The 19908-nt window shown below is 31.2% G+C and carries 20 protein-coding genes; all 20 read right to left on the bottom strand.

What is annotated here, in order from left to right:
* Window positions 1-9: 9 nt before the first annotated feature.
* The 20 genes from comGB to dnaG all read right to left on the bottom strand — a co-directional run bounded on the left by comGB (window position 10) and on the right by dnaG (window position 19875).
* The gene (gene comGB / locus J5E45_RS01470; protein WP_208181486.1) at window positions 10-1077 is read right to left on the bottom strand and encodes a competence type IV pilus assembly protein ComGB; all 1068 of its coding nucleotides are present in this window, start codon (window positions 1075-1077) and stop codon (window positions 10-12) included.
* On the bottom strand, window positions 1049-2023 hold the full coding sequence (comGA, locus tag J5E45_RS01465; protein WP_039068406.1) for a competence type IV pilus ATPase ComGA: 975 nt from the start codon (window positions 2021-2023) through the stop codon (window positions 1049-1051). The genes comGB and comGA overlap by 29 nt, the downstream gene beginning before the upstream one ends.
* Before the next feature lie 98 nt (window positions 2024-2121).
* Window positions 2122-2745 (bottom strand): MBL fold metallo-hydrolase, encoded by a 624-nt coding sequence (locus tag J5E45_RS01460; protein WP_101093755.1) that lies wholly within the window; start codon window positions 2743-2745, stop codon window positions 2122-2124.
* A gap of 1 nt (window position 2746) precedes the next feature.
* Complete coding sequence (locus J5E45_RS01455; protein WP_039068408.1) at window positions 2747-3070, bottom strand: MTH1187 family thiamine-binding protein; 324 nt, start codon at window positions 3068-3070, stop codon at window positions 2747-2749.
* Window positions 3070-4056 carry a glucokinase gene (locus tag J5E45_RS01450; RefSeq protein WP_039068409.1) on the bottom strand — a complete coding sequence of 329 codons (987 nt, stop codon included), beginning with the start codon at window positions 4054-4056 and terminating at the stop codon, window positions 3070-3072. Before J5E45_RS01450 ends, J5E45_RS01455 begins: the two co-directional genes overlap by 1 nt.
* Before the next feature lie 407 nt (window positions 4057-4463).
* A complete protein-coding gene (locus tag J5E45_RS01445) occupies window positions 4464-4664 on the bottom strand; it encodes a YqgQ family protein (RefSeq protein WP_237282755.1) in 201 nt (66 codons plus the stop codon).
* The gene (locus J5E45_RS01440) at window positions 4642-6099 is read right to left on the bottom strand and encodes a rhomboid family intramembrane serine protease (protein ID WP_039068410.1); all 1458 of its coding nucleotides are present in this window, start codon (window positions 6097-6099) and stop codon (window positions 4642-4644) included. Before J5E45_RS01440 ends, J5E45_RS01445 begins: the two co-directional genes overlap by 23 nt.
* Before the next feature lie 11 nt (window positions 6100-6110).
* Window positions 6111-6653 carry a 5-formyltetrahydrofolate cyclo-ligase gene (locus J5E45_RS01435; RefSeq protein ID WP_039068411.1) on the bottom strand — a complete coding sequence of 181 codons (543 nt, stop codon included), beginning with the start codon at window positions 6651-6653 and terminating at the stop codon, window positions 6111-6113.
* 128 nt (window positions 6654-6781) lie between these two features.
* Window positions 6782-6931, bottom strand: coding sequence for a 50S ribosomal protein L33 (rpmG, locus tag J5E45_RS01430; protein ID WP_002483181.1), 150 nt, complete (start codon window positions 6929-6931; stop codon window positions 6782-6784).
* A gap of 122 nt (window positions 6932-7053) precedes the next feature.
* Window positions 7054-9105 carry a peptidoglycan D,D-transpeptidase FtsI family protein gene (locus tag J5E45_RS01425; protein ID WP_039068412.1) on the bottom strand — a complete coding sequence of 684 codons (2052 nt, stop codon included), beginning with the start codon at window positions 9103-9105 and terminating at the stop codon, window positions 7054-7056.
* Window positions 9106-9226: 121 nt separating this feature from the next.
* Window positions 9227-9826: a superoxide dismutase gene (locus tag J5E45_RS01420; protein ID WP_017724588.1), complete on the bottom strand. Its 600-nt coding sequence runs from the start codon at window positions 9824-9826 to the stop codon at window positions 9227-9229.
* Between the two features lie 258 nt (window positions 9827-10084).
* Entirely contained in the window at window positions 10085-10498 is a 414-nt protein-coding gene (locus tag J5E45_RS01415) for a Fur family transcriptional regulator (RefSeq protein WP_208181485.1), read from the bottom strand.
* Entirely contained in the window at window positions 10488-11348 is an 861-nt protein-coding gene (locus tag J5E45_RS01410) for a metal ABC transporter permease (RefSeq protein ID WP_039068414.1), read from the bottom strand. Before J5E45_RS01410 ends, J5E45_RS01415 begins: the two co-directional genes overlap by 11 nt.
* Window positions 11345-12118 (bottom strand): metal ABC transporter ATP-binding protein, encoded by a 774-nt coding sequence (locus tag J5E45_RS01405; RefSeq protein WP_039068415.1) that lies wholly within the window; start codon window positions 12116-12118, stop codon window positions 11345-11347. Before J5E45_RS01405 ends, J5E45_RS01410 begins: the two co-directional genes overlap by 4 nt.
* Window positions 12119-12343: 225 nt before the next feature.
* Window positions 12344-13234 (bottom strand): deoxyribonuclease IV, encoded by an 891-nt coding sequence (locus J5E45_RS01400; RefSeq protein ID WP_069792157.1) that lies wholly within the window; start codon window positions 13232-13234, stop codon window positions 12344-12346.
* Between the two features lie 9 nt (window positions 13235-13243).
* Window positions 13244-14584: a DEAD/DEAH box helicase gene (locus J5E45_RS01395; protein ID WP_039068417.1), complete on the bottom strand. Its 1341-nt coding sequence runs from the start codon at window positions 14582-14584 to the stop codon at window positions 13244-13246.
* Window positions 14585-14860: 276 nt separating this feature from the next.
* Window positions 14861-15964 carry a Nif3-like dinuclear metal center hexameric protein gene (locus J5E45_RS01390; protein WP_101049453.1) on the bottom strand — a complete coding sequence of 368 codons (1104 nt, stop codon included), beginning with the start codon at window positions 15962-15964 and terminating at the stop codon, window positions 14861-14863.
* The gene (locus tag J5E45_RS01385) at window positions 15965-16642 is read right to left on the bottom strand and encodes a tRNA (adenine(22)-N(1))-methyltransferase (RefSeq protein WP_039068419.1); all 678 of its coding nucleotides are present in this window, start codon (window positions 16640-16642) and stop codon (window positions 15965-15967) included.
* 210 nt (window positions 16643-16852) lie between these two features.
* A complete protein-coding gene (gene rpoD / locus J5E45_RS01380) occupies window positions 16853-17959 on the bottom strand; it encodes an RNA polymerase sigma factor RpoD (protein WP_017724596.1) in 1107 nt (368 codons plus the stop codon).
* 131 nt (window positions 17960-18090) lie between these two features.
* A complete protein-coding gene (dnaG, locus tag J5E45_RS01375) occupies window positions 18091-19875 on the bottom strand; it encodes a DNA primase (protein WP_208181483.1) in 1785 nt (594 codons plus the stop codon).
* Window positions 19876-19908: the final 33 nt, after the last annotated feature.

Genomic DNA, 19908 nt, shown 5'->3' with positions numbered 1-19908 from the left:
AACCTCATTTCATTTTATTGTTTGCATTAAATCAAACATTGGTAACATAATGACTAAATATAATGACACAATCATAATTGCTATTATTAAAAATATGCATGGTTGTATAAACTTGATAATGAATTGCATAGATTGCTGAATTTTATCAATAATAATTTCACTGTATAATTTTAATTCAACTTCAAGATGTCCTTTTTTCTCACCTTCTTCTATAAAAATAACTAATTCATCTTCAAAGCATGATAATTTTGTTAAAATTTCACTCAAATTCAAACCTCTCTGTGTGCCAGTTGAGAGCGCGTCAGCTAGATAAGTTAAATAATTGTCGTCTTTTTGTTGGGAATATATATCAACAATTTTATGAAGACTAATCCCATTTTTATAAAATAGTGAAAACTCTGAAGACAATCGAAATGTTTTATAAAGTTTATAAAATTTTGAAACTATTGGTATTGATAACATTATCTTAAGTTTATGGTTTATTGGGAGTTTTACATACACTAAGTAAAATAGAATTATGAATATTAGTGCAACAATAATTAAATAAAATAAAAAAGAAGGAAGATTCAATATTATAAAAGATAAATATCGTTGTGTTAAAGAAATTTCCACTCCCATACTATGATATAAATTTTGAAACTCTGGAATAATAGTATGATTTAGAACTATGAGCATAATGGTAAATATAGATAGTAAAAGCAGAGGATATTGTAATGTTTTAAGTAAGCGCTTCTTAGTTTTATAATTTTTCATTAAATATTCTTGCGCATGGGGTAAAGTCACTGTTAAATCACCAAACATCTCAGCAAAATAAATTAGCATAACAATTGTTTGTGGATACCTTAATAATTTAAGTACTTGAGAACAATCTGCTCCATGTTGTAATTCTTCCTTGATTAGCGCTTTAATGCTTAGAGACCTAATATTAGTATGCTGTAATAAAAAATTAAATGAGTCGCTTAAAGTAAATCCATGTTCCAGTAAATCTTTTAGTTTTGATAATAATGTTATTTTGTCCTTTTCACTTAAAATAACACAAGGGATAAATTTAGAGATAACGTTCCATTGATGTTTCACAAATCATTCCCTCTTTTGACATTTTATTTAATTTATAAGACAAATTATGGAAACCTTCAGGTAATGTATAACTATTTTTAAAGAAGTGATAGATATCTGCTTTGGTTATCTGTTCATATACAAGCTCTCTTTTATTTTCGTTAGTAGTGATAAGCCTTTGATTTAATATACTAACGATTGACTGTATAAGCTGTTGGACTGTTATACCCATTTCTAGCAGCCTTAATATTACACCTTTGCAATTACTGGCATGTATTGTCGAAAGCACTAAATGACCACTTAAACTGGCTTGTATAACATATTTAGCTACGTTTGCATCTCTTATTTCTCCTATTAAAATAATATCTGGATCACAGCGCAGTATCGCCTTAAAAGAATTCTCATAATTTATCCCTGCTTTTTCATTTAATGATATTTGTGTTATACCATTTATTAATTGTTCAACAGGTTCTTCAATCGTAATAATATTTAAATTTAAATGCTCTTTAGCATACATCAACATGTGATACATTAACGTACTCTTTCCTGAGCCAGTAGGACCACTCAATAAAATTAATCCTTGTTTTTTATTCATTAGATTGTATAGATGAGTTATGTTCTGATTGTTTTTATGCTTTTGAAAGTATTGCGGGATAATTCTAATAACGCAACTTTCATTTCCAAGAGATAAAGGAAGCGTAGAAATTCTAAGGAAATAAATTTGCTTTAATTTATAAATATATCTACCACTCTGTGCAGTATTATGTTTAGAGACATCTAAGCCAGCTTGATATTTCATATAGGTTAGTAATTTCAAATAATTATTTAATTGCAATGTCTCTATTGACTTCAATTCGTCACCGATTCTAAATTTAATCAAAACTTCTTTATCTGCAGGGATAAAATGAATATCTGACGCGTTAGAATTAATCGCCTTTTCAATCATACTATTAAACAATAATTTCAATAAAAAACACCTCCTACATATATACACGTAAGAGGTGTGAGAATTACTTTTATTTTTCATGACTAATATTAATATGAGCGTGCTTAATCCAAAAGAATTTAACCATGTAAATAAGGATTCAATTGTTCATCTTCCACTGTAGTATATGGTCCATGACCCGGGAATAAAGGTAAATCATCGTCTAATTCAAATAATTTATCTAATATTGAGTTAACTAATGTTTCGTGATCACCTTTATATAAATCTGTTCTTCCTATACCTTGTTTAAATAATGTGTCTCCAACAACAGCAAACTCATTAAAGACAAACGTTAAACTACCAGGAGAATGACCAGGAGTATGTAACACTTTGAAATTGAAATCTGCTACATTAGCATCGCCTTCTTCTAGTGATTGTGGCGTAGCATGGCTAATTACATTAGGTAATCCATATTGTTTGAACTTTTCTGAACCATTTTTAGTTGTATTTGTTAAGAAATCAAATTCCGATTTATGCATAAATACTGGCACATTGTATTTCTCAATAATATCGTCTAAAGCAGCAATATGATCAAAATGACCATGAGTAAGCAATACAGCTACTAATTTTTTATTAATTTGATTTAACTTTTTGATAATCAAATCACTATCATTGGCAGGATCAACTAAGATCACACTTGTATCATTTTCTATAAAATATACATTTGTTTCAACTAAACCTAAAGATAAACTCGAAATTTTCATTCTAGTTACCTCCGTTGTTTAAATATTGTTGTACAGCCTTAACTTTTTCGTTCATATTACGTGATTTATCTCGACGGTCATCAATTCTTATGTTAGTACATACACGGCTTAGTCCTTTATCAAATGGTAATTCATGAATCGCTTGTACAACTTCAAATAAATCTTTTAAATCGCCTTCAATTAATGTGTTCATTGGCGTTAATTGGTAATCAATTTTCCCTTGCGCTTTATATTCTTTTAATTTACTTTGAATTTCGGCAATATATTTACTTACACTCGGTCCTTCTGTTCCGACTGGTATAACAACTACATCTACGATAGCCATTATTTAACACCATCCTTTTCAATTATATAAGTATAAATTAAACCTGCAGCTCCTGTAATACCTGCATCATTTCCAAGCTGGGCTTGTACAATTTCAGTATTTTGTTGAGCAGGAGTAAATGTTAAATTATGATATTCTGTTTTAATATTTTCTATTAGTATCAATCCTGCAGTAGACATCCCCCCACCTAGGACAATGTATTTCGGATTGCTTGTTACACTGACGATGCTACATAAATAAGCAATATAATTAGCGACGCGTTCCGTTATAAAAATACAGAATTGATCACCAGCTTTGGCAGCATCAAAGACTGCTTTAGCACTCACGTTATTATCTTTGATTAATTGTAAAATTGAAGATTTAAATGTTAATTTAGGATAATAGAAATTAACAAGGTTTACTACGCCTGTAGCAGATGCCACTGTTTCTATACAGCCTGATTTTCCACAATTGCATTTGAAACGTTGGTCATGATCTACTCTGAAATGACCTATTTCAGCGCCAGACCCGTTATGACCATGTACAATTTCACCGTTTGAAATAATGCCTCCGCCTAATCCAGTACCAAGTGTAATAGCAACTACATCATCAGCGCCGTTACCTGCGCCCTTGTGCTTTTCGCCTAAAGCAGCAACGTTTGCATCGTTGTCAACATAAACTGGACAATCTACAAATTGTTTGAAAATATTTCGCACATTTACTGTATCTTTCCAGTATAAATTGACTGCACCATTTACTTCGCCTGTTTCAAAATTCACAGGTCCAGGTACACCAATCCCAATACCTAAAACGTCTGAGAAAGTGTTTTCTGATTTATCTATATACTGTATGAAAGAATCATATATATTTTTTAATAGTAAATACCCTGTAGTATCTGAAGTATCTGTATCGATTGACCATTTTGATAAACGATTAAGATTTTCGTCAAAAATTCCTAGTTTACATGTTGTTCCACCAATATCTGCTGCTAATATAATTTTGTTCATTTAATTTTCATCCTTCTCTGATTTATTAAAAGGGTGCACTTCCTTTAACTGTAGTTCAAAAAATCTTATATATCAAGGTTTTTGGAGATTTTACACCAACAAAAGTTCCAGATACTAAAACTCTTTGAATCTAACCTTTATAAACCACTAAAATTAGATTTATATTTCCTTATTTACATTTTAATCTTAATCAATTCTCAATTGCAATAATTATGAAGCAACTTACTTAACAGTGCAAAATGCTTGTGATTTATATCTTTTATAACTAAAAAACAATTATACGTACAATATAAAAACATTGGATTTAGATCATCTTTATAATGCTTATGCTAGGTTAAGGTAATTTGTTATACATATATTATTTTAGGCCGAGACAACATTTGCCTCGACCTAAAATCTTTGTACGTTTATTTTTTTCTTTGATTAATAATTATTCGACATTTTAAATAATCATCGTTTGAAATAAGACCTATATTATATAGTGATTGAATTTCTTGTTCCATCATTTCATACATGTCTGCCTTATCTTTAAAATATACGATAAAACCAAATTTTTTAAGGAGTTGCTGCACGTCATAAAATGTATTAATTTGCTGAATCACTATCATCGCTCAATTCTTTATTTAAATTAATATAATCATTGTTACTAGGGTCAGATTTTAACGCAGCTTTTATGTATTTCTTCGCTTTATCTTTGTTATCAAGTGACCTGTTCGCAATTGCTAATTGGTAGTTTAAGAGGCCTGAGTTAGGGTATTCTCTTAGCCCCCTTTCCCATGTTGCAATACCTTCTGCTTTCGAATCTAAGGTTGCTTTAATAAGACCGCTTAAATAATATGTTCCATCATCAGCATATTTCTTATTAATAGTATGCTTTACCATATCTTTTGCATCATCATAATTTCCTTGTTTCATTTCGTTTGTAATAATCGTATTGTATATATTATCTTCTTTAATCGTAAAAATTCTTATTTGAGAGGCTATAAATAATACTAGTATTAATATTAGCAGAAACCAAAACCGATTTTTATTTGTTTTAAAATAATAGCCTATTAATGTTATTAATAAACCACCAATGAAGCCTCCTACATGAGCAACAATATTTACATTTTGCATAAATAACGATAACCCAATCATAATGACAAGTACAATTAATAATTGACCAATTAATTTACGGTTAAATTGTTTTCCAACGTACATAAACGTAAAAATTGCTCCTATCATTCCAAATATAGCGCCGCTAGCGCCCACGGAAACTGTATCAGTATTAAAAGATAGTGATGCAAAGTTACCGAATAAACCAGCGACTATATATATTACAAACATTCGCCAATGGCCAACGATGGCTTCTACAATTTTTCCAAATATAAATAGACTCAACATATTCATTAAAATATGTTCAAAATTATAATGTAAAAAGATAGAGCTAATCAATCGATACCATTCACCGTGCACCACGTTAAAATGAACAAGTCCACCAACATCTAATAATTTTAAATCTGAGAAACGATTTAAAAACAATGTCATAGCTAACCAAATAATAATATTAATTGCTATTAGAGTATATGTAACGGGGGCAAACTTAAGCATATGTTTTTCAATAGGATTGTTATTTAGAGCTCGTTTTTTATAGTACGATTTTGTATGCTTTGTTGTACGATTATACATTTTTTTTACCAAAAAGTTTGGCATAATTCTTTCAACATGCTCTGTTTCTCTAATAATTTTAACTTTAAATTTAACCGGATGAGTTTCGTTTAAGTTCTCATCTGTAAACATTTTATCTGTAAAAATATATAATTCATAATTCTTCGGTTCAAATCCTAAAAAAGTAATGATATTATTTTGGTTTTCTTGAATTCGAGTTTTATCAAATCGAACATCTTGAGTTGAATTAGCGCCATATTTAAATATTACAATACTTTCTGATTTCTTATTCGCTAGCCAAATTTCATCATTATCTTTATTAGTATGAACAACATGATAATTCAGATATTTAATCCAAGTATATATGGACTTCCAATAATGTTTTTCGGTAACCATATTTGCCTCCATTATTTAGTTGTTGCTATGATTAATTTTTCAACGGGCTCATCATGCGCTTCTGTTTCAAACGAATTCAATTGAAAATCATAAAGTAAACTAATAGTTGGTTGCTTATTATTACTTAAGAATTTATCAAAATATCCGCCACCATAACCAATGCGATAACCAGTGCTATTAAATACGACTCCGGGTACTACTAGTAAATCTAACTTATTGGTAATTTCGGTTTTTGTATTTACATGATTGATACCTTTGTCGTCCGGACCAATGTGGTTTAAATCATCTACATGTTTAAACGTCATGTCCTTTATTTGATAATTAGTTTCAGGTACAAAAACAGTTTTTCCGTCGTCTATCATTTGTTTAATAATAGGATATGTATTCACTTCATGTGGCATTGATAGTACAATACCAATTCGTTGTGACAGACTGTATTCATCAGTTTTAAAAAAATGATCTCTTAGATACTGATCCGCCTCTTGCTTATTTGCTTGTTGCATAAATTGTTTCATTAAATTAATATTTTTTTGACGCAAAGCTTTTTTTGACATATGAGCACCTTCCATAATACATACTTTTATTATTATAACGTTAAAAATTTGTAATGTCATTCAACTGCTTTTTAGAATAAGCCAAAAAATAACCAGATCCTGAATCAGAATCTGGTTTAAAATATTAATTATTTTGTTTCACGATGCATAGTGTGCTTGTTATCACGTGCACAGTGTTTTTTCATTTCTATACGTTCAGGATTAGTACGTTTATTTTTTGTAGTAATGTAGTTTCTTTCTCCACATTCTGTACAAGCTAGAGTTACGTTTACGCGCATGCTAATTCCTCCTTACCTTTTCAAAATACGACCTATTAATCATACCATTTACTTATAAAATTGAAAAGTATTATTTTTCAATAAAGACGACTATATCAGTATTTATAACAAAAGCGCTTATTTTATTTTTCAGCTCGTTCTTTGAAATAGTAGTTTATAACATCTCTACCTAAGTCCCCACCATTTAACCATGGTTCAGGTACAGGTTGGTTTGTATACACAATTGAAAACGCAAGTTTAGGGTCTTTAATTGGTGCATAACCTACATACGTTGAATTTACTCTTGATTCGCCGTTTTGGAAAACTTCAGCTGTACCTGTTTTACCTGCAGATGGAACTTCAGTATCGTTAAAGCTTTGATAACCTGTACCAGGCTTTTCATTAAATGCCATTTCAAAGCCATCTTGGATTTGCTTAATTTGTTCCCCAGAGTTATTTACTCTATTAAGGACTTTACCTTTAACTTTCTCTTTAACAGGCCCTAAAGTATCTTTATTTGTTGCCTGTCTAATTTCTAATCCAATATGTGGTTGAACTCTATAACCATTATTACCAATTGTAGAAACATATTGGGCTAATTGTAGAGGTGTATAGGTATCATATTGTCCTATTGCTAAATCAAGGAAATTACCTGGATTATCTGTTAATGGTTCAATTTGTCCGTTTGTTTCGTTCGGTAAATCAATACCTGTTTTAATGCCTAGCCCTACTTGGTTTAAGCCTTTACGAAGCTTTTGACCTGCTTCAGAGATGTCGTTTGGTAATGTCATATTCGCTGAATATGGCGATCCAGCCATCTTCAAGGCTGTCTTGAACATATAAACGTTAGATGAGTGCATTAGTGCTTCTTTATCATTTATCGTTTTCCTACCATCTTGGTTAAAGTAAGAGCGTTTTGTCAGACCACCAGCAAATTTCAATGGCTCATCGACCATTTGATCACCAACATTAATTGCATTATTTTGATAACCAGCTAATAAAGTACCGCCTTTTACAGATGAACCAACAGCAAATTGTGATGTAAAGGTGCCTATATCATAATCTGTTAAATCGCCGTTCTTATCAATTTGTTTACCAGCCATTGCTAAAATATCGCCGTTATTAGGATTTTGTACAACAATTAATGCGTTGTCCATATCCTTAGCGCCTTCACTACGCAGTTTAGATATTTGTTTCTCTAGGTATTCTTCGGTTTTTTTCTGTAAGTCAATGTCAATGCTAAGTACTAAATCATCTCCACGGGAACCTGGATTAATCACTTTGGAATCGATGACTTCACCTGATTTATCAGTGGTATACTTCATCTCTTTTTTCTTACCTTTTAAAATGTCATCATATTGATATTCTAGATATGATTTTCCTACTCGATCATTACGAGAATATCCTTTAGCCAAGTATTGCTCAGTTAGTTCTTTAGGAATACCTTCTTCAGTAGTAGATACATCTCCAAAAATACCTCTTAATGTATCACCATTAGGATATTTTCTATCCCAATCCATTGTCGTATTTACACCTGGCAAATCAGATAATTTTTGTGATACCGCTGCGTATTCTTCATCAGTCACATCTTCGTTTTTAATCATCTGTGGATCAAGAGCTGAACCAGACATCATTTCTCTATAAATAGCTAAGACTTGTAAATCTTTGTCACTTAATGTGTTAGTTTGTTTTTCCCCAATTTTTTTATATAAAGCTTCGTCATAGTCATCTTGAGAAATACTTCCATCATCAAGTAATGCTTGTTCGCTTTGCATTAATGTTCTCGCTTTATTTGGATGTAATTGAATCCAATAGTCTTGTTTATCTCGATCTGTTATTTTGTCAGTGTTCATTTTAATTAAATCTGATAAATCTTTTGCAATTTTTAAAACCTCTGTTTGCGAAGTTTTTCTACCACGCGCGTATGTAATCGCTTTTTTAGAAGCGTTATCAACAAGGACTTTACCATTTCTATCTAATATGCGCCCTCTTGGTACGGCTTCATTAACTGTTAAATTTTCGCTATTTTTAATCAGTTGCTTATAATGAGAACCTTGTGCAATTTGTAAATAACCTAACCTTAAGACAACTACTGCAAAAATAAATACAATCACACCAAATATAAAGCTAATTCTTTTATTCATTGTATTTCTAATTTTTTCATCATTTGACTTTTCTTTTAATCTTTTTAACAAAACAGCATACCTCAATTCAAAAGTTCTCACTACAAATGATATATGAAATTAGCGAATATTTCTATTATTTTAATTAAAAAAATGACGACCTAGTAAAAGGCCGTCATAATCGCTAGCTCAATTATTTAGCTGCGTTATATAATTCATCAACTTTTTCCCAATTTACAACGTTCCAGAATGCACTGATATAGTCTGGACGTTTGTTTTGGTATTTAAGATAATAAGCGTGTTCCCAAACATCTAATCCTAAGATAGGTGTTTTACCTTCAGTAATTGGATTATCTTGGTTAGGTGTAGTAACGATTTCTAAGTTACCGTTATTAACTACTAACCATGCCCAGCCTGAACCGAAACGTGCTGCTGCTTTATCTGCAAATTCTTCTTTAAATGCATCTAAAGAACCCCATTGTTCTTTAATTTTATCAACAACAGTACCTTTTTCTTCTGAGTTTGGAGTTAATAATTCCCAGAATAATGAATGGTTTAAATGTCCACCACCATTATTGCGAACAGCTGTTTGAATATTTTCTGGAACACTGTCTAGGTTTGCAACAATTTCTTCGATTGATTTAGATTCTAAATCAGTTCCTTCTACTGCTGCATTTAATTTAGTTACATAAGTGTTATGGTGTTTGCCATGGTGAATTTCCATTGTTTGTTGATCAATGTGTGGTTCCAATGCATCAAAACCATAAGGTAAATTTGGTAATTCAAAAGCCATAAATAATCATCCTCCTAATTAATCTTTAAATAAAGCATAACAACTAATTATGATAACAACAATTAATCTGCTTAAAGTTTAATTGAAAAGTTATTGAATAATATTTGTCATCTTTAGTTACTCTATTAGTATATCTCAAATTGACCTTATTTAAACATGTTTATTCAACAATTTTAAAAATTCAATTTAATTCATACGAAAGACCTATGATTTATGGAAAATTTTTTGTATTTCGAATCTTTTTTGTACAATTTACAATCAAGCTTGTTGGCAAGTTTCACACACGCCATAAACCTCTAATTTATGCGTATGGATATCTACTTTAGGAAGAAATGCTTTAATTTGTTCAATCGGACAAAAATCAATCACCTTAGTATCGCCACATGATTCACATATAAAATGATGATGGTGATGATTTGTGCAAGCAATTCTAAATTTCATTTCACCATCCAATTCCGTACCTTCGACAATGCCTAAATCTTTAAATAAATGTAAATTACGATAAATTGTGTCGAATGATATCCCAGGGAAATTTTTATCCATTTCCTGTTGAATTAATTTAGCGTTAATATATTTATCTTCTGAGACAAATATATCGAGCATTTCACGTCTTTTATTTGTATATTTGTGACCGTGGTTTTTAATGATACTAATAGCTTCTTCAGTTTTCATCGTTAGCATCTCCTTTTATTGTTCTTGTTTTAAATTTCTGATACATCATCGTAATAGCGAGTATAAGTACAAGGAATACTACAATTACACCACCAGGGGATATATTCATGTAAAATGCTAATACGAGCCCTCCAATAACTGAAATCTCTCCAATAACAACACTTAAAATGATTAACTGTTTAAAACCTTTTGTGAGTCGCATAGAAATTGCCACAGGTAAAGTGATCAATGCACTCACTAATAAGATACCTACCACACGCATAGAGGCAGAAATAACCATTGCTACAATAATAATAAATATAAATTGAATCCATTTAGGTATTCCTATTACTTTACTATATTCTTCATCAAAGGATAATATAAATAATTCTTTGTAAAAAGAAAGTATAAATACAAGGACAATGATGACAATTACAATAATTGTAAATAGATCACTTAAGGTTACAGCACTGATAGAGCCAAACAATAATCCTACAATTTCTTGATTGAAGCCATCTGCTAGTGAAATAAATATTGCGCTTAACGCAATACCAGCACTCATAATAATTGGAATAGCAATTTCTTGGTAGTTACTATAAGATGTTCGTAACTTTTCAATGAGTAATGCACCGATTACCGCATATAAAATACCAAACCACATTGGGTTAATAAATGCCAAAGTTGGCATTACGGTTACAATAAACATCCCAAATGAAATACCACCAAGCGTAACATGACTTAATGCATCTGCAATTAATGATAGTCTCCTGACCACAATAAAAGCACCAATTAATGGTGCAATCAAACCGATAAGTAACCCACTTGCAAGTGAATATCTCATAAAATCAAAATTTAGTAAGGCTTCAATCATGATGAACAACACTCCCTACTATGCTGATGATCAACAAATTGGATAGGGTGACCATAAATTTTTGATATTTCAACTTCGTCTAATGATTTAAAGTCTTCAGTTGTTCCGTGAAAATGTAAATGCTTATTCAAGCATGCCACTTCAGTCGCTGTATCTGCCACAACCCCAATATCATGTGTAACAAGTATGATGGTTACACCTTCATGTTTTAGTGTATCTAAAGTTTCATAAAATTCACTCACATGTTTTGCATCAATACCACTAGTTGGTTCATCCAGAATTAGTACTGATGGTTCACTAATTAACGCTCGTGCAATTAACACTCGTTGTTGTTGGCCACCTGATAATTCAGCTATATTTTTATCAATTAAATGTTCAATGTTAAGACGAGATAGAACAGCTTTTACGCTTTGTTCATCTTTTTTATTGAACCACTGAAATAATTTCTTACGCTTGGTAAGCCCACTGATAACAACTTCTTTAACACTAGCAGGGAACCCAGCTTTAAATGCCTGTGCTTTTTGGGAAACGTAACTAATTTTTAGTAAAGACTGATTACCATTATAGTCTTTACCATCGACATAGATTTGCCCTTTTTGAATTGGTAATAAGCCAAGTATAATTTTTAGTAAAGTTGATTTTCCAGCACCATTAGGTCCTACAATTGCAACAAACTCTCCTCGATTAATTTTAATGTTTATATTTTCAAGCACCTGTTTGTTGTCAAAATAATAATCTATATTTTTTAATTCGAATACTGGTGTAGACATGTTTTCACCTCGTTCTATACTATACATCGAGATATCAATTATGTAAATAGTAATGTTTCCGAATTAATAAAAAAGAGTAACATGTGAATTCTAATTAAATCATCAGATTTCACATATTACTCTTTTTTGTTACGGTTAAATAAATTGCTAATCTTTTTCTGATTTTAAAGTGCAAGAATATTTAATTAAAATCTTTACATTCTAACCCATTTTCAAGGAAAATCATTATTGATGCAAAATTTTATTCTTTAAATCCGGATCAAATTGTTGTTGTTTTAACATTTCAATCTCTAGTTTATAAGGTGGTTTTTTGTTCTTTTTATCTTCACCTACATAAGGTGTTTCTAATATTTTCGGAATCTCTTTAAAAGTATCGTGATGTACAATATAGTTAAGCGCATCAAAACCAATATAACCAAATCCGATATTTTCGTGTCTATCTTTATGTGCGCCAATATCATTTTTACTATCATTCACATGCACAACTTTAATTCTATCAACACCTATAATTTTATCAAATTCATTTAAAACGCCATCGAAATCTTCTTTGACATTATAACCGGCGTCGTGTGTATGACATGTATCAAAACATACTGATAATCTTTCATTATGATCTACGCCATCAATAATTCTAGCTATCTCTTCAAAATTTCTGCCAATCTCAGATCCTTTACCAGCCATTGTTTCTAATGCTATTCTAACATCGTTATCATTCGTTAGAACTTCGTTAAGACCTTCTATTATCTTTTTGATACCTGCATCTGTACCTTCGCCAACATGAGCACCTGGGTGTAATACTATATCTTTTGCGCCTAGTGCTTGTGTACGTTCTATTTCACTTTGTAAGAACTCCACACCAAGTTCAAAGACATGTGGTTTAATTGTGTTAGCGATATTTATAATATAAGGTGCATGCACAACAATATTTGATAGACCATGAGCTTTCATTACTTCATGCCCTTTTTCAATATTTAATTCTTCGATAGGTTTTCTTCTTGTATTTTGTGGCGCACCTGTATAAATCATAAATGTAGACTCACCAAACTTTTGAGCTTCTTCGGCTGAACCTTCTAACATTTTTTTACCATTCATCGATACATGAGACCCTAATAACATAAAATTCACCTATCCTTTTTTATTTTTTCTTTCTTGTCTACTCTTTTGTTTACTAAATTGCTTACGTTCTTTACGTTTTAAATCATCCAAATCACGTTTGAATTTCTTCTTATAACCTGGTTTTACTTTTTTCTTATTGCTTTTAACTTTATATTTTAATTGATTTGTTAAGTGATCATCTTTATTTTTACGTGATTGGCGTAAATTATGAGCTTTAATTGCTTTTAATTCATTGTCTTTAATATCTACGTTTTCAAAATGATAACCACGTTGTTCGATTAGCGCAACATTATTTTCTTCATCGGGACTGTATAAAGTAATTGCAACGCCTTTATATTGTCCTCTACCAGTACGTCCTACACGATGTGTGAAGAAATCAATATCATTTGGTACATCAAAGTTAATTACATGACTTACACCATCAATATCAATGCCACGTGATGCTAAATCACTAGCTATCACATATTGGAATTCTAAATTTCTAATACGTTTCATTTGTTGTTTACGTTCTCTAGGTGAAAGTCCACCATGAATCATACCTAATTTCAAACCAGCCGCATTGAGTTGGTTAGCTAATTCATCAGCACTGTCTCTACTATTACAGAAAATGATACATAAATATGGGTTTAGTATGTCAATTAACTTTAAAGTCTTTTCTATTTTAGCTTCGCCTTTTGTCGGAATTAAATAGAATTCTATATTTTTTTTGTTCTTTTCTGTATTTTCTATCTCAACAAAATCGGGATTTTCAAGATATTTATTTAAAAATGGATGTAACGATTTAGGTATTGTCGCACTAAACACTGCAATATGCGCTTTCTCATCTAATCTTGTAGCAATATGATCAACTTCATCTATTAGCCCTAAATCTATCATTAAGTCTGCTTCATCAATGACTAAGTAGGATGCTAAGTGTACATGTAAATCCCCGTGTTTAGCTAAATCATTTATACGTGTAGGCGTACCGATAACAAGTTGTGGTTGATTCTTTGCACGACTACGATCTTTTTCAATATCTGTGCCACCTATGAATAGTTTTACTGACACATCTTCTTTAAATTTTGTTATATGGCTAGCAACATCAAAAAGTTGTTGCGCTAATTCTCTTGTAGGAGCTACAACAATTGCTTGTGGTTCTTTGTATTCTGTATCTATTGAATTGATTAACGGTAATAAAAACGCATGGGATTTACCTGTCCCTGTTTGTGATTGGCCGATTAAATTTACTTGTTTTATTATTTTTGGTATTACTCGGCTTTGAATTTCAGTCGGTTGATCAAAATTCAAATCTTTCACAGCGTCAATCAGACTTGGTTCTAAATTAAATTTTTCAAATGGGTGATTTGCCATGTCTTGGCCTCCTTAAATCTTCATCTTATCCATTATAAAGCATTACCGTATAATTTTGAACTAAATTATTATATCAGGTCAAATAGGTAATAATTGCCACAAAATGTTTGTCAGTAGTAATATCAATATAATTTTATAGCAACATCCTAATATTTCTCTCTAAGAATGCTTACTTTAATAAATTATGTTTGTCAAATATCAATTATATTTTAATTGTCATGTAATATTTCATATTAACGGCTGAAGCATTGATTACGCCTCAGCCACGGATTGTTGTTATAAATATTCAAATGGGTCTGTATTAATCACAGACGCTTCAATATTAAAATATTTGCTTTCAGTATTTAGCCAATCTTCTAAAAGTTGGCATAATCCTTCTCTCATTACATATTCACTGTAATGATTAATATCTAATAAATTAACACCTGCGATTTTAGCGTCTAATGCATCGTGATGCTTAATATCGCCCGTTACAAAGATATCAGCGCCTTTTTGTTTAGCTGTGTACTCAAATCCAATACCTGAACCACCAATAATAGCTACTGTTTCTATGTTAGCATTGATATCACCAGAAAAACGTACGCTTGGCATTTTTAATTGTGATTTAGCATGGTCCACAAATTTTCTCGCTGTCATCGCTTCACTAAGTTTACCTATCATACCCAAACCATAATTCGCTTGTTTTTTTAGCTCTATAAAATCATAAACCGGCGTTTCATATGGATGGTGTTGCGTTATTAAATCTTGTGTTAAACTTCTTTGCTGATGCTCAATCATAAATTCCAATTTATATTCATCTACATGAGCAATTTGATTTTTTTCACCAATATGCGGATTCGCATTATCTACTGGCTTAAATTGACCAGTGCCCTTACTTTCAAAAAAGCAATATTGATAGTCTCCCTCTTGAGCAACGCCTGCTTCGCTTAATGCATCTTTAAAATTGTTTAAGTTTTCCTCAGGAATAAATACTTGCACCTTATAATAAGATATAGTTTCAGGGTTTAAAATTTGTTGCTCTTTTAAGCCTAATTTGTTAGAAAGCATCGCATTTACACCTTGTGGGTGAACATCTAAGTTAGTGTGTAATGCAATAAGATTAACATCATGTTGAATTAATTTACGTATGATTAACCCATAACCATCTTGTTGAGTAATATTTTTTATGCCTTTAAAAATAAGAGGATGATGACAAATAATTGTATTATAGCCTTTCTTTATCGCTTCATCAACAATTTCTTCAGTACAATCTAGTGCTGTCAATATACCTGTTACTTTGTTAGCCTTATCACCAATTAATAAACCCACGTTATCCCATGATTCAGCTGTATTAAAAGGTACATGCGTATTAACGGTTTTTAATAATTCATCGATAATCATTTATAACACCTCGTTAATTAGATCTAACTCATCATTTATCTCATTTAAACGTTTAGCATGAGTATTAGGATTCAAATTATTTTTTATTTTTAATAACGCTTCTTTTTCACGTTCCCATTTTTTGTTAAATAAATCATTTTTATCTTTAACTAATTCAGGGCCGAATTTTAATTCTGCTCGAGTCATAGTTGGTTTATTTTCAAAATACTCAGCAACAATAATTTCATATATATGGCCCTTTTCTTCCATGATTTCTTCATTTATTATGCCATAATTTAATTCTGTAAGTTTGATTCTAATAGCACTTGACTGTATATTACTTTGTAACACTAACCTTGGTTTGTTATGCAATTTATCAGCGCCATCACTAATAATTTTGGCTATTAGAGGTCCGCCCATGCCACAAATAGTAATTGAAGTAATTGCATCTTCATGTTGTATAACTGTTAACCCATCACCTAGTCGTACATCGATATGGTTACTGAGTTGATGTTCACTAACATTACGTTTAGAGGCATCAAAAGGTCCTTTAATGACCTCGCCTGCTATTGCTTTTTTAGTTAATTTATTTTTTATAGCAAAAATTGGTAGATAAGCATGATCTGAACCAATATCTGCTAAATAGTCACCTTTAATATAATTACTTACTCTTTGTAATCTTTGGTTTAATGGAATCATAAAAGTGCTCCTCTTTTAATATGTAAAAAAGGAGCGGAAGTGAAATCAAAATTTTAAATTTGATCTCGAATTCCCGCTCCTTTTATCACTGACTTAGTTTTTAAAGCTATTGGATAGCGTATTGTACACTCCATGAGCTACTGTACATGTGTACATAGAGACGTAACGACATTGATAAATGCGTAGTTGATTAGTCTCAAGCGCTAAAAATTAGTCCATAAAATCTTTTAGACGTTTGCTTCTACTTGGATGTCTTAATTTTCTAAGTGCTTTTGCTTCTATCTGACGAATACGTTCTCTTGTAACACCAAATACTTTACCAACTTCTTCAAGTGTACGTGTTCTACCATCGTCTAATCCAAAACGTAAACGCAATACATTTTCTTCACGATCAGTTAATGTGTCTAATACATCTTCTAATTGTTCTTTTAATAACTCATAAGCAGCATGATCAGAAGGGCTTTGTGCTTCTTGGTCTTCAATGAAGTCACCTAAATGACTATCATCTTCTTCCCCGATTGGTGTTTCTAATGATACCGGCTCTTGAGCGATTTTTAGTATTTCTCTTACTTTCTCAGGAGGTAAGTCCATTTCTTCACCGATTTCTTCAGGAGCAGGATCACGGCCTAAGTCTTGTAATAATTGTCTCTGAACACGGATTAACTTGTTTATTGTTTCAACCATGTGAACAGGGATACGAATTGTACGGGCTTGGTCAGCAATGGCACGTGTGATTGCTTGACGAATCCACCACGTTGCATAAGTTGAAAATTTAAACCCTTTATTAAAATCGAACTTTTCAACAGCTTTAATTAATCCCATATTACCTTCTTGAATGAGATCTAAGAATAGCATTCCACGACCTACGTATCTCTTCGCAATACTAACGACAAGACGTAAGTTAGCTTCGGCTAAACGAGATTTAGCAACTTCATCGCCTTGCTCAATTTTTTTAGCTAATTCAATTTCTTCTTGAGCATTTAATAAATCTACGCGTCCAATTTCTTTTAAATACATACGAACTGGATCATTTATTTTTACGCCTGGAGGTGCACTTAAATCATTTAGATTCAATTTAGAATCTTTATCAGAACTATCTTTTTCATTAACTAAACTAATATCGTTATCAGTTAATTGATCAAATAATTCATCCATTTGGTCAGAATCCATTTCGAAGTTTTGTAATTTTTCAGCAACTTCTTCATGGCTTAGGTGCCCTTCTTTTTTACCTTTTTCAATTAATTGTTTTTTTACATCTTCTAAAGTTAGAGATGGGTCAATGGTTTGTTTTTTAACTTTAACTTTATTTCCAGACATGAAAAGGCCTCCCGAATATAATATCAACTTGATATCAAAATATTTTATAGATAAAATTAGTGAAATCTACTCAAAACATTGTATCGTATACACATTAAAGTGTTATAAACATACAGACAAGTACATATTTTTCAATTCATTCTATTTTTATTGTGATTTACAATTTTTTCTAAATAATATTTTTGCAGTTCTAAATCACCCAATCTCGAAGCTTCTCGGAGCTTTTGATTAAGCGATTCAATCGTTTCTTCATTTCTATTAGTTGTCAGTGTATTTATATAGTCATCAATTTCATGTTCAAAAGGTTCTTCATTTATCAAATAGTTATCTAATGATATAAATGCTTCTTTAATTTCATTGGAATCAATGTACTGTAATACATCACTAATATTGAACGTATCATTTTCAGAGTAAAACTCGTGTAAAATATTAAATATACGCTTAAAATATTCATTTGTAAAGTCTTCTAATTGAAGTAATTTGTGATAATTTAAAAAAATATCTTTATCATTCATAAAATGTTTAAGTAAAGCGCGTTCTGCTTTCTCATTCTTATTTAAATTATTGAATTGCGGCACGGATGGCACATGATAATCTTGAGGTTGATAATAATCTTGTTGCTGTCCTATTACATTATTTAGACTATCCAAGCTAACTTTAAACAATTCCGAAACTTCTTGCAATATCTTTTTCTGTAAAATAGTAGAACTCATATAAGAAATATCATTAGTGATTTCCTTTAAATATCGCTCATACGCTAAATCATTATTTTCAATTTCGTCTTGATGAGTATGCACTTTATAAATAATGAATGATTTTTTCTCATGCTCTACAAAGTAATTAAATGCTTCGGTGCCATGCTTTCCAATATACTCATCAGGATCCATATCTTTAGGTAATTGCACTACAAATACATTGAAACCTTGTTGTAACAGTATTTGTCCAGTTTTTAATGTAGCTTCTGTACCTGCGTAATCACCATCAAACATTAATGTAACATTAGACGTTAACTTTTTGATAAATGCTATATGTTCTTGTGATATTTGTGTACCCATACTAGCAACAACTTGTTTAAGCCCAGCTTGATCAGCTTTAATAACATCCATAAAACCTTCCAATAAAATTAATTCATCAGTTTTTCTGATGGATTTTCTAGCGTGATCAACGTTGTATAGTAATCTACGCTTTTGAAATATTGGTGTTTCTGGACTATTTAAATACTTTGGTTCTTGATTTGTATATGTTCTGCCTGAATAGCCAACAGTCCGTCCTTGTGCATTAGTTAACGGAAACATAATACGATCTCTAAAACGGTCATAATAACTAAAATTTTCCTCGTTTCGAGATAACAATCCAGCTTCATAAGCTAGTTGAATATCGTACCCTTTTTTCTTTAGAAAATCATGACAAAAATGAGAATTTTTAGGCGCATAGCCAATTTTCCTTGCATCAATCAGCGCGTCAGTAAAACCACGTTCTTTCAAATAATTTAGGGCTGCTTCACCTTCAACTGTTTTTTTCAGTGCATAATGATAATACTCTTGCATTAACTCATGCATTTCAATCATTTTCAAATCGTCTGAGGCAACTTGGTGCGAAGTCTCTTGGTTTACACCAGATGACTCTGTTTCAACTTTAATATTAACGCGCTCTCCTAATTCTTTCACAGCATCAGTAAATGATATATCTTTTATCTCTTGTGTGAATTGGAAAACGTTACCCCCTTTTTTACAACCGAAACAATGACAAATTTGCTTATCTTCTGAAACGGTAAAAGATGGAGTCTTTTCATCATGAAAAGGACACAAACCTATATAATTGCGTCCTCTTTTCTCTAACTTTACATACTCGCTAACTAAGTCGAGAATGTCAGTTTTTTCTTTTATTTCATTAATTGTGGATTGTTCGATTCGCAAAATAATCACCTATTAGACATTAGTTACACTATT

It is taken from the genome of Staphylococcus shinii (assembly GCF_017583065.1).
Lineage (GTDB): Bacteria > Bacillota > Bacilli > Staphylococcales > Staphylococcaceae > Staphylococcus > Staphylococcus shinii.
The sequence above is the reverse complement of the archived record's forward strand: the minus strand, read 5'-3'. Positions and strand labels throughout refer to the sequence as shown.

Excerpts from the sequence above, each read along its gene's own strand:
- J5E45_RS01400 (WP_069792157.1), bottom strand. The coding sequence starts at position 13,234 with ATGTTATTAGGGTCTCATGTATCGATGAATGGTAAAAAAATGTTAGAA.
- J5E45_RS01415 (WP_208181485.1), bottom strand. The coding sequence starts at position 10,498 with ATGAAAACTGAAGAAGCTATTAGTATCATTAAAAACCACGGTCACAAA.
- rpmG (WP_002483181.1), bottom strand. The coding sequence starts at position 6,931 with ATGCGCGTAAACGTAACTCTAGCTTGTACAGAATGTGGAGAAAGAAAC.
- J5E45_RS01435 (WP_039068411.1), bottom strand. The coding sequence starts at position 6,653 with ATGTCAAAAAAAGCTTTGCGTCAAAAAAATATTAATTTAATGAAACAA.
- J5E45_RS01390 (WP_101049453.1), bottom strand. The coding sequence starts at position 15,964 with ATGATTATCGATGAATTATTAAAAACCGTTAATACGCATGTACCTTTT.
- J5E45_RS01460 (WP_101093755.1), bottom strand. The coding sequence starts at position 2,745 with ATGAAAATTTCGAGTTTATCTTTAGGTTTAGTTGAAACAAATGTATAT.
- rpoD (WP_017724596.1), bottom strand. The coding sequence starts at position 17,959 with ATGTCTGGAAATAAAGTTAAAGTTAAAAAACAAACCATTGACCCATCT.
- J5E45_RS01420 (WP_017724588.1), bottom strand. The coding sequence starts at position 9,826 with ATGGCTTTTGAATTACCAAATTTACCTTATGGTTTTGATGCATTGGAA.
- J5E45_RS01455 (WP_039068408.1), bottom strand. The coding sequence starts at position 3,070 with ATGGCTATCGTAGATGTAGTTGTTATACCAGTCGGAACAGAAGGACCG.
- J5E45_RS01405 (WP_039068415.1), bottom strand. The coding sequence starts at position 12,118 with ATGTCTACACCAGTATTCGAATTAAAAAATATAGATTATTATTTTGAC.
- J5E45_RS01440 (WP_039068410.1), bottom strand. The coding sequence starts at position 6,099 with ATGGTTACCGAAAAACATTATTGGAAGTCCATATATACTTGGATTAAA.
- J5E45_RS01450 (WP_039068409.1), bottom strand. The coding sequence starts at position 4,056 with ATGAACAAAATTATATTAGCAGCAGATATTGGTGGAACAACATGTAAA.
- J5E45_RS01410 (WP_039068414.1), bottom strand. The coding sequence starts at position 11,348 with ATGATTGAAGCCTTACTAAATTTTGATTTTATGAGATATTCACTTGCA.
- J5E45_RS01395 (WP_039068417.1), bottom strand. The coding sequence starts at position 14,584 with ATGGCAAATCACCCATTTGAAAAATTTAATTTAGAACCAAGTCTGATT.
- J5E45_RS01385 (WP_039068419.1), bottom strand. The coding sequence starts at position 16,642 with ATGATTCCATTAAACCAAAGATTACAAAGAGTAAGTAATTATATTAAA.
- J5E45_RS01445 (WP_237282755.1), bottom strand. The coding sequence starts at position 4,664 with ATGATAGTGATTCAGCAAATTAATACATTTTATGACGTGCAGCAACTC.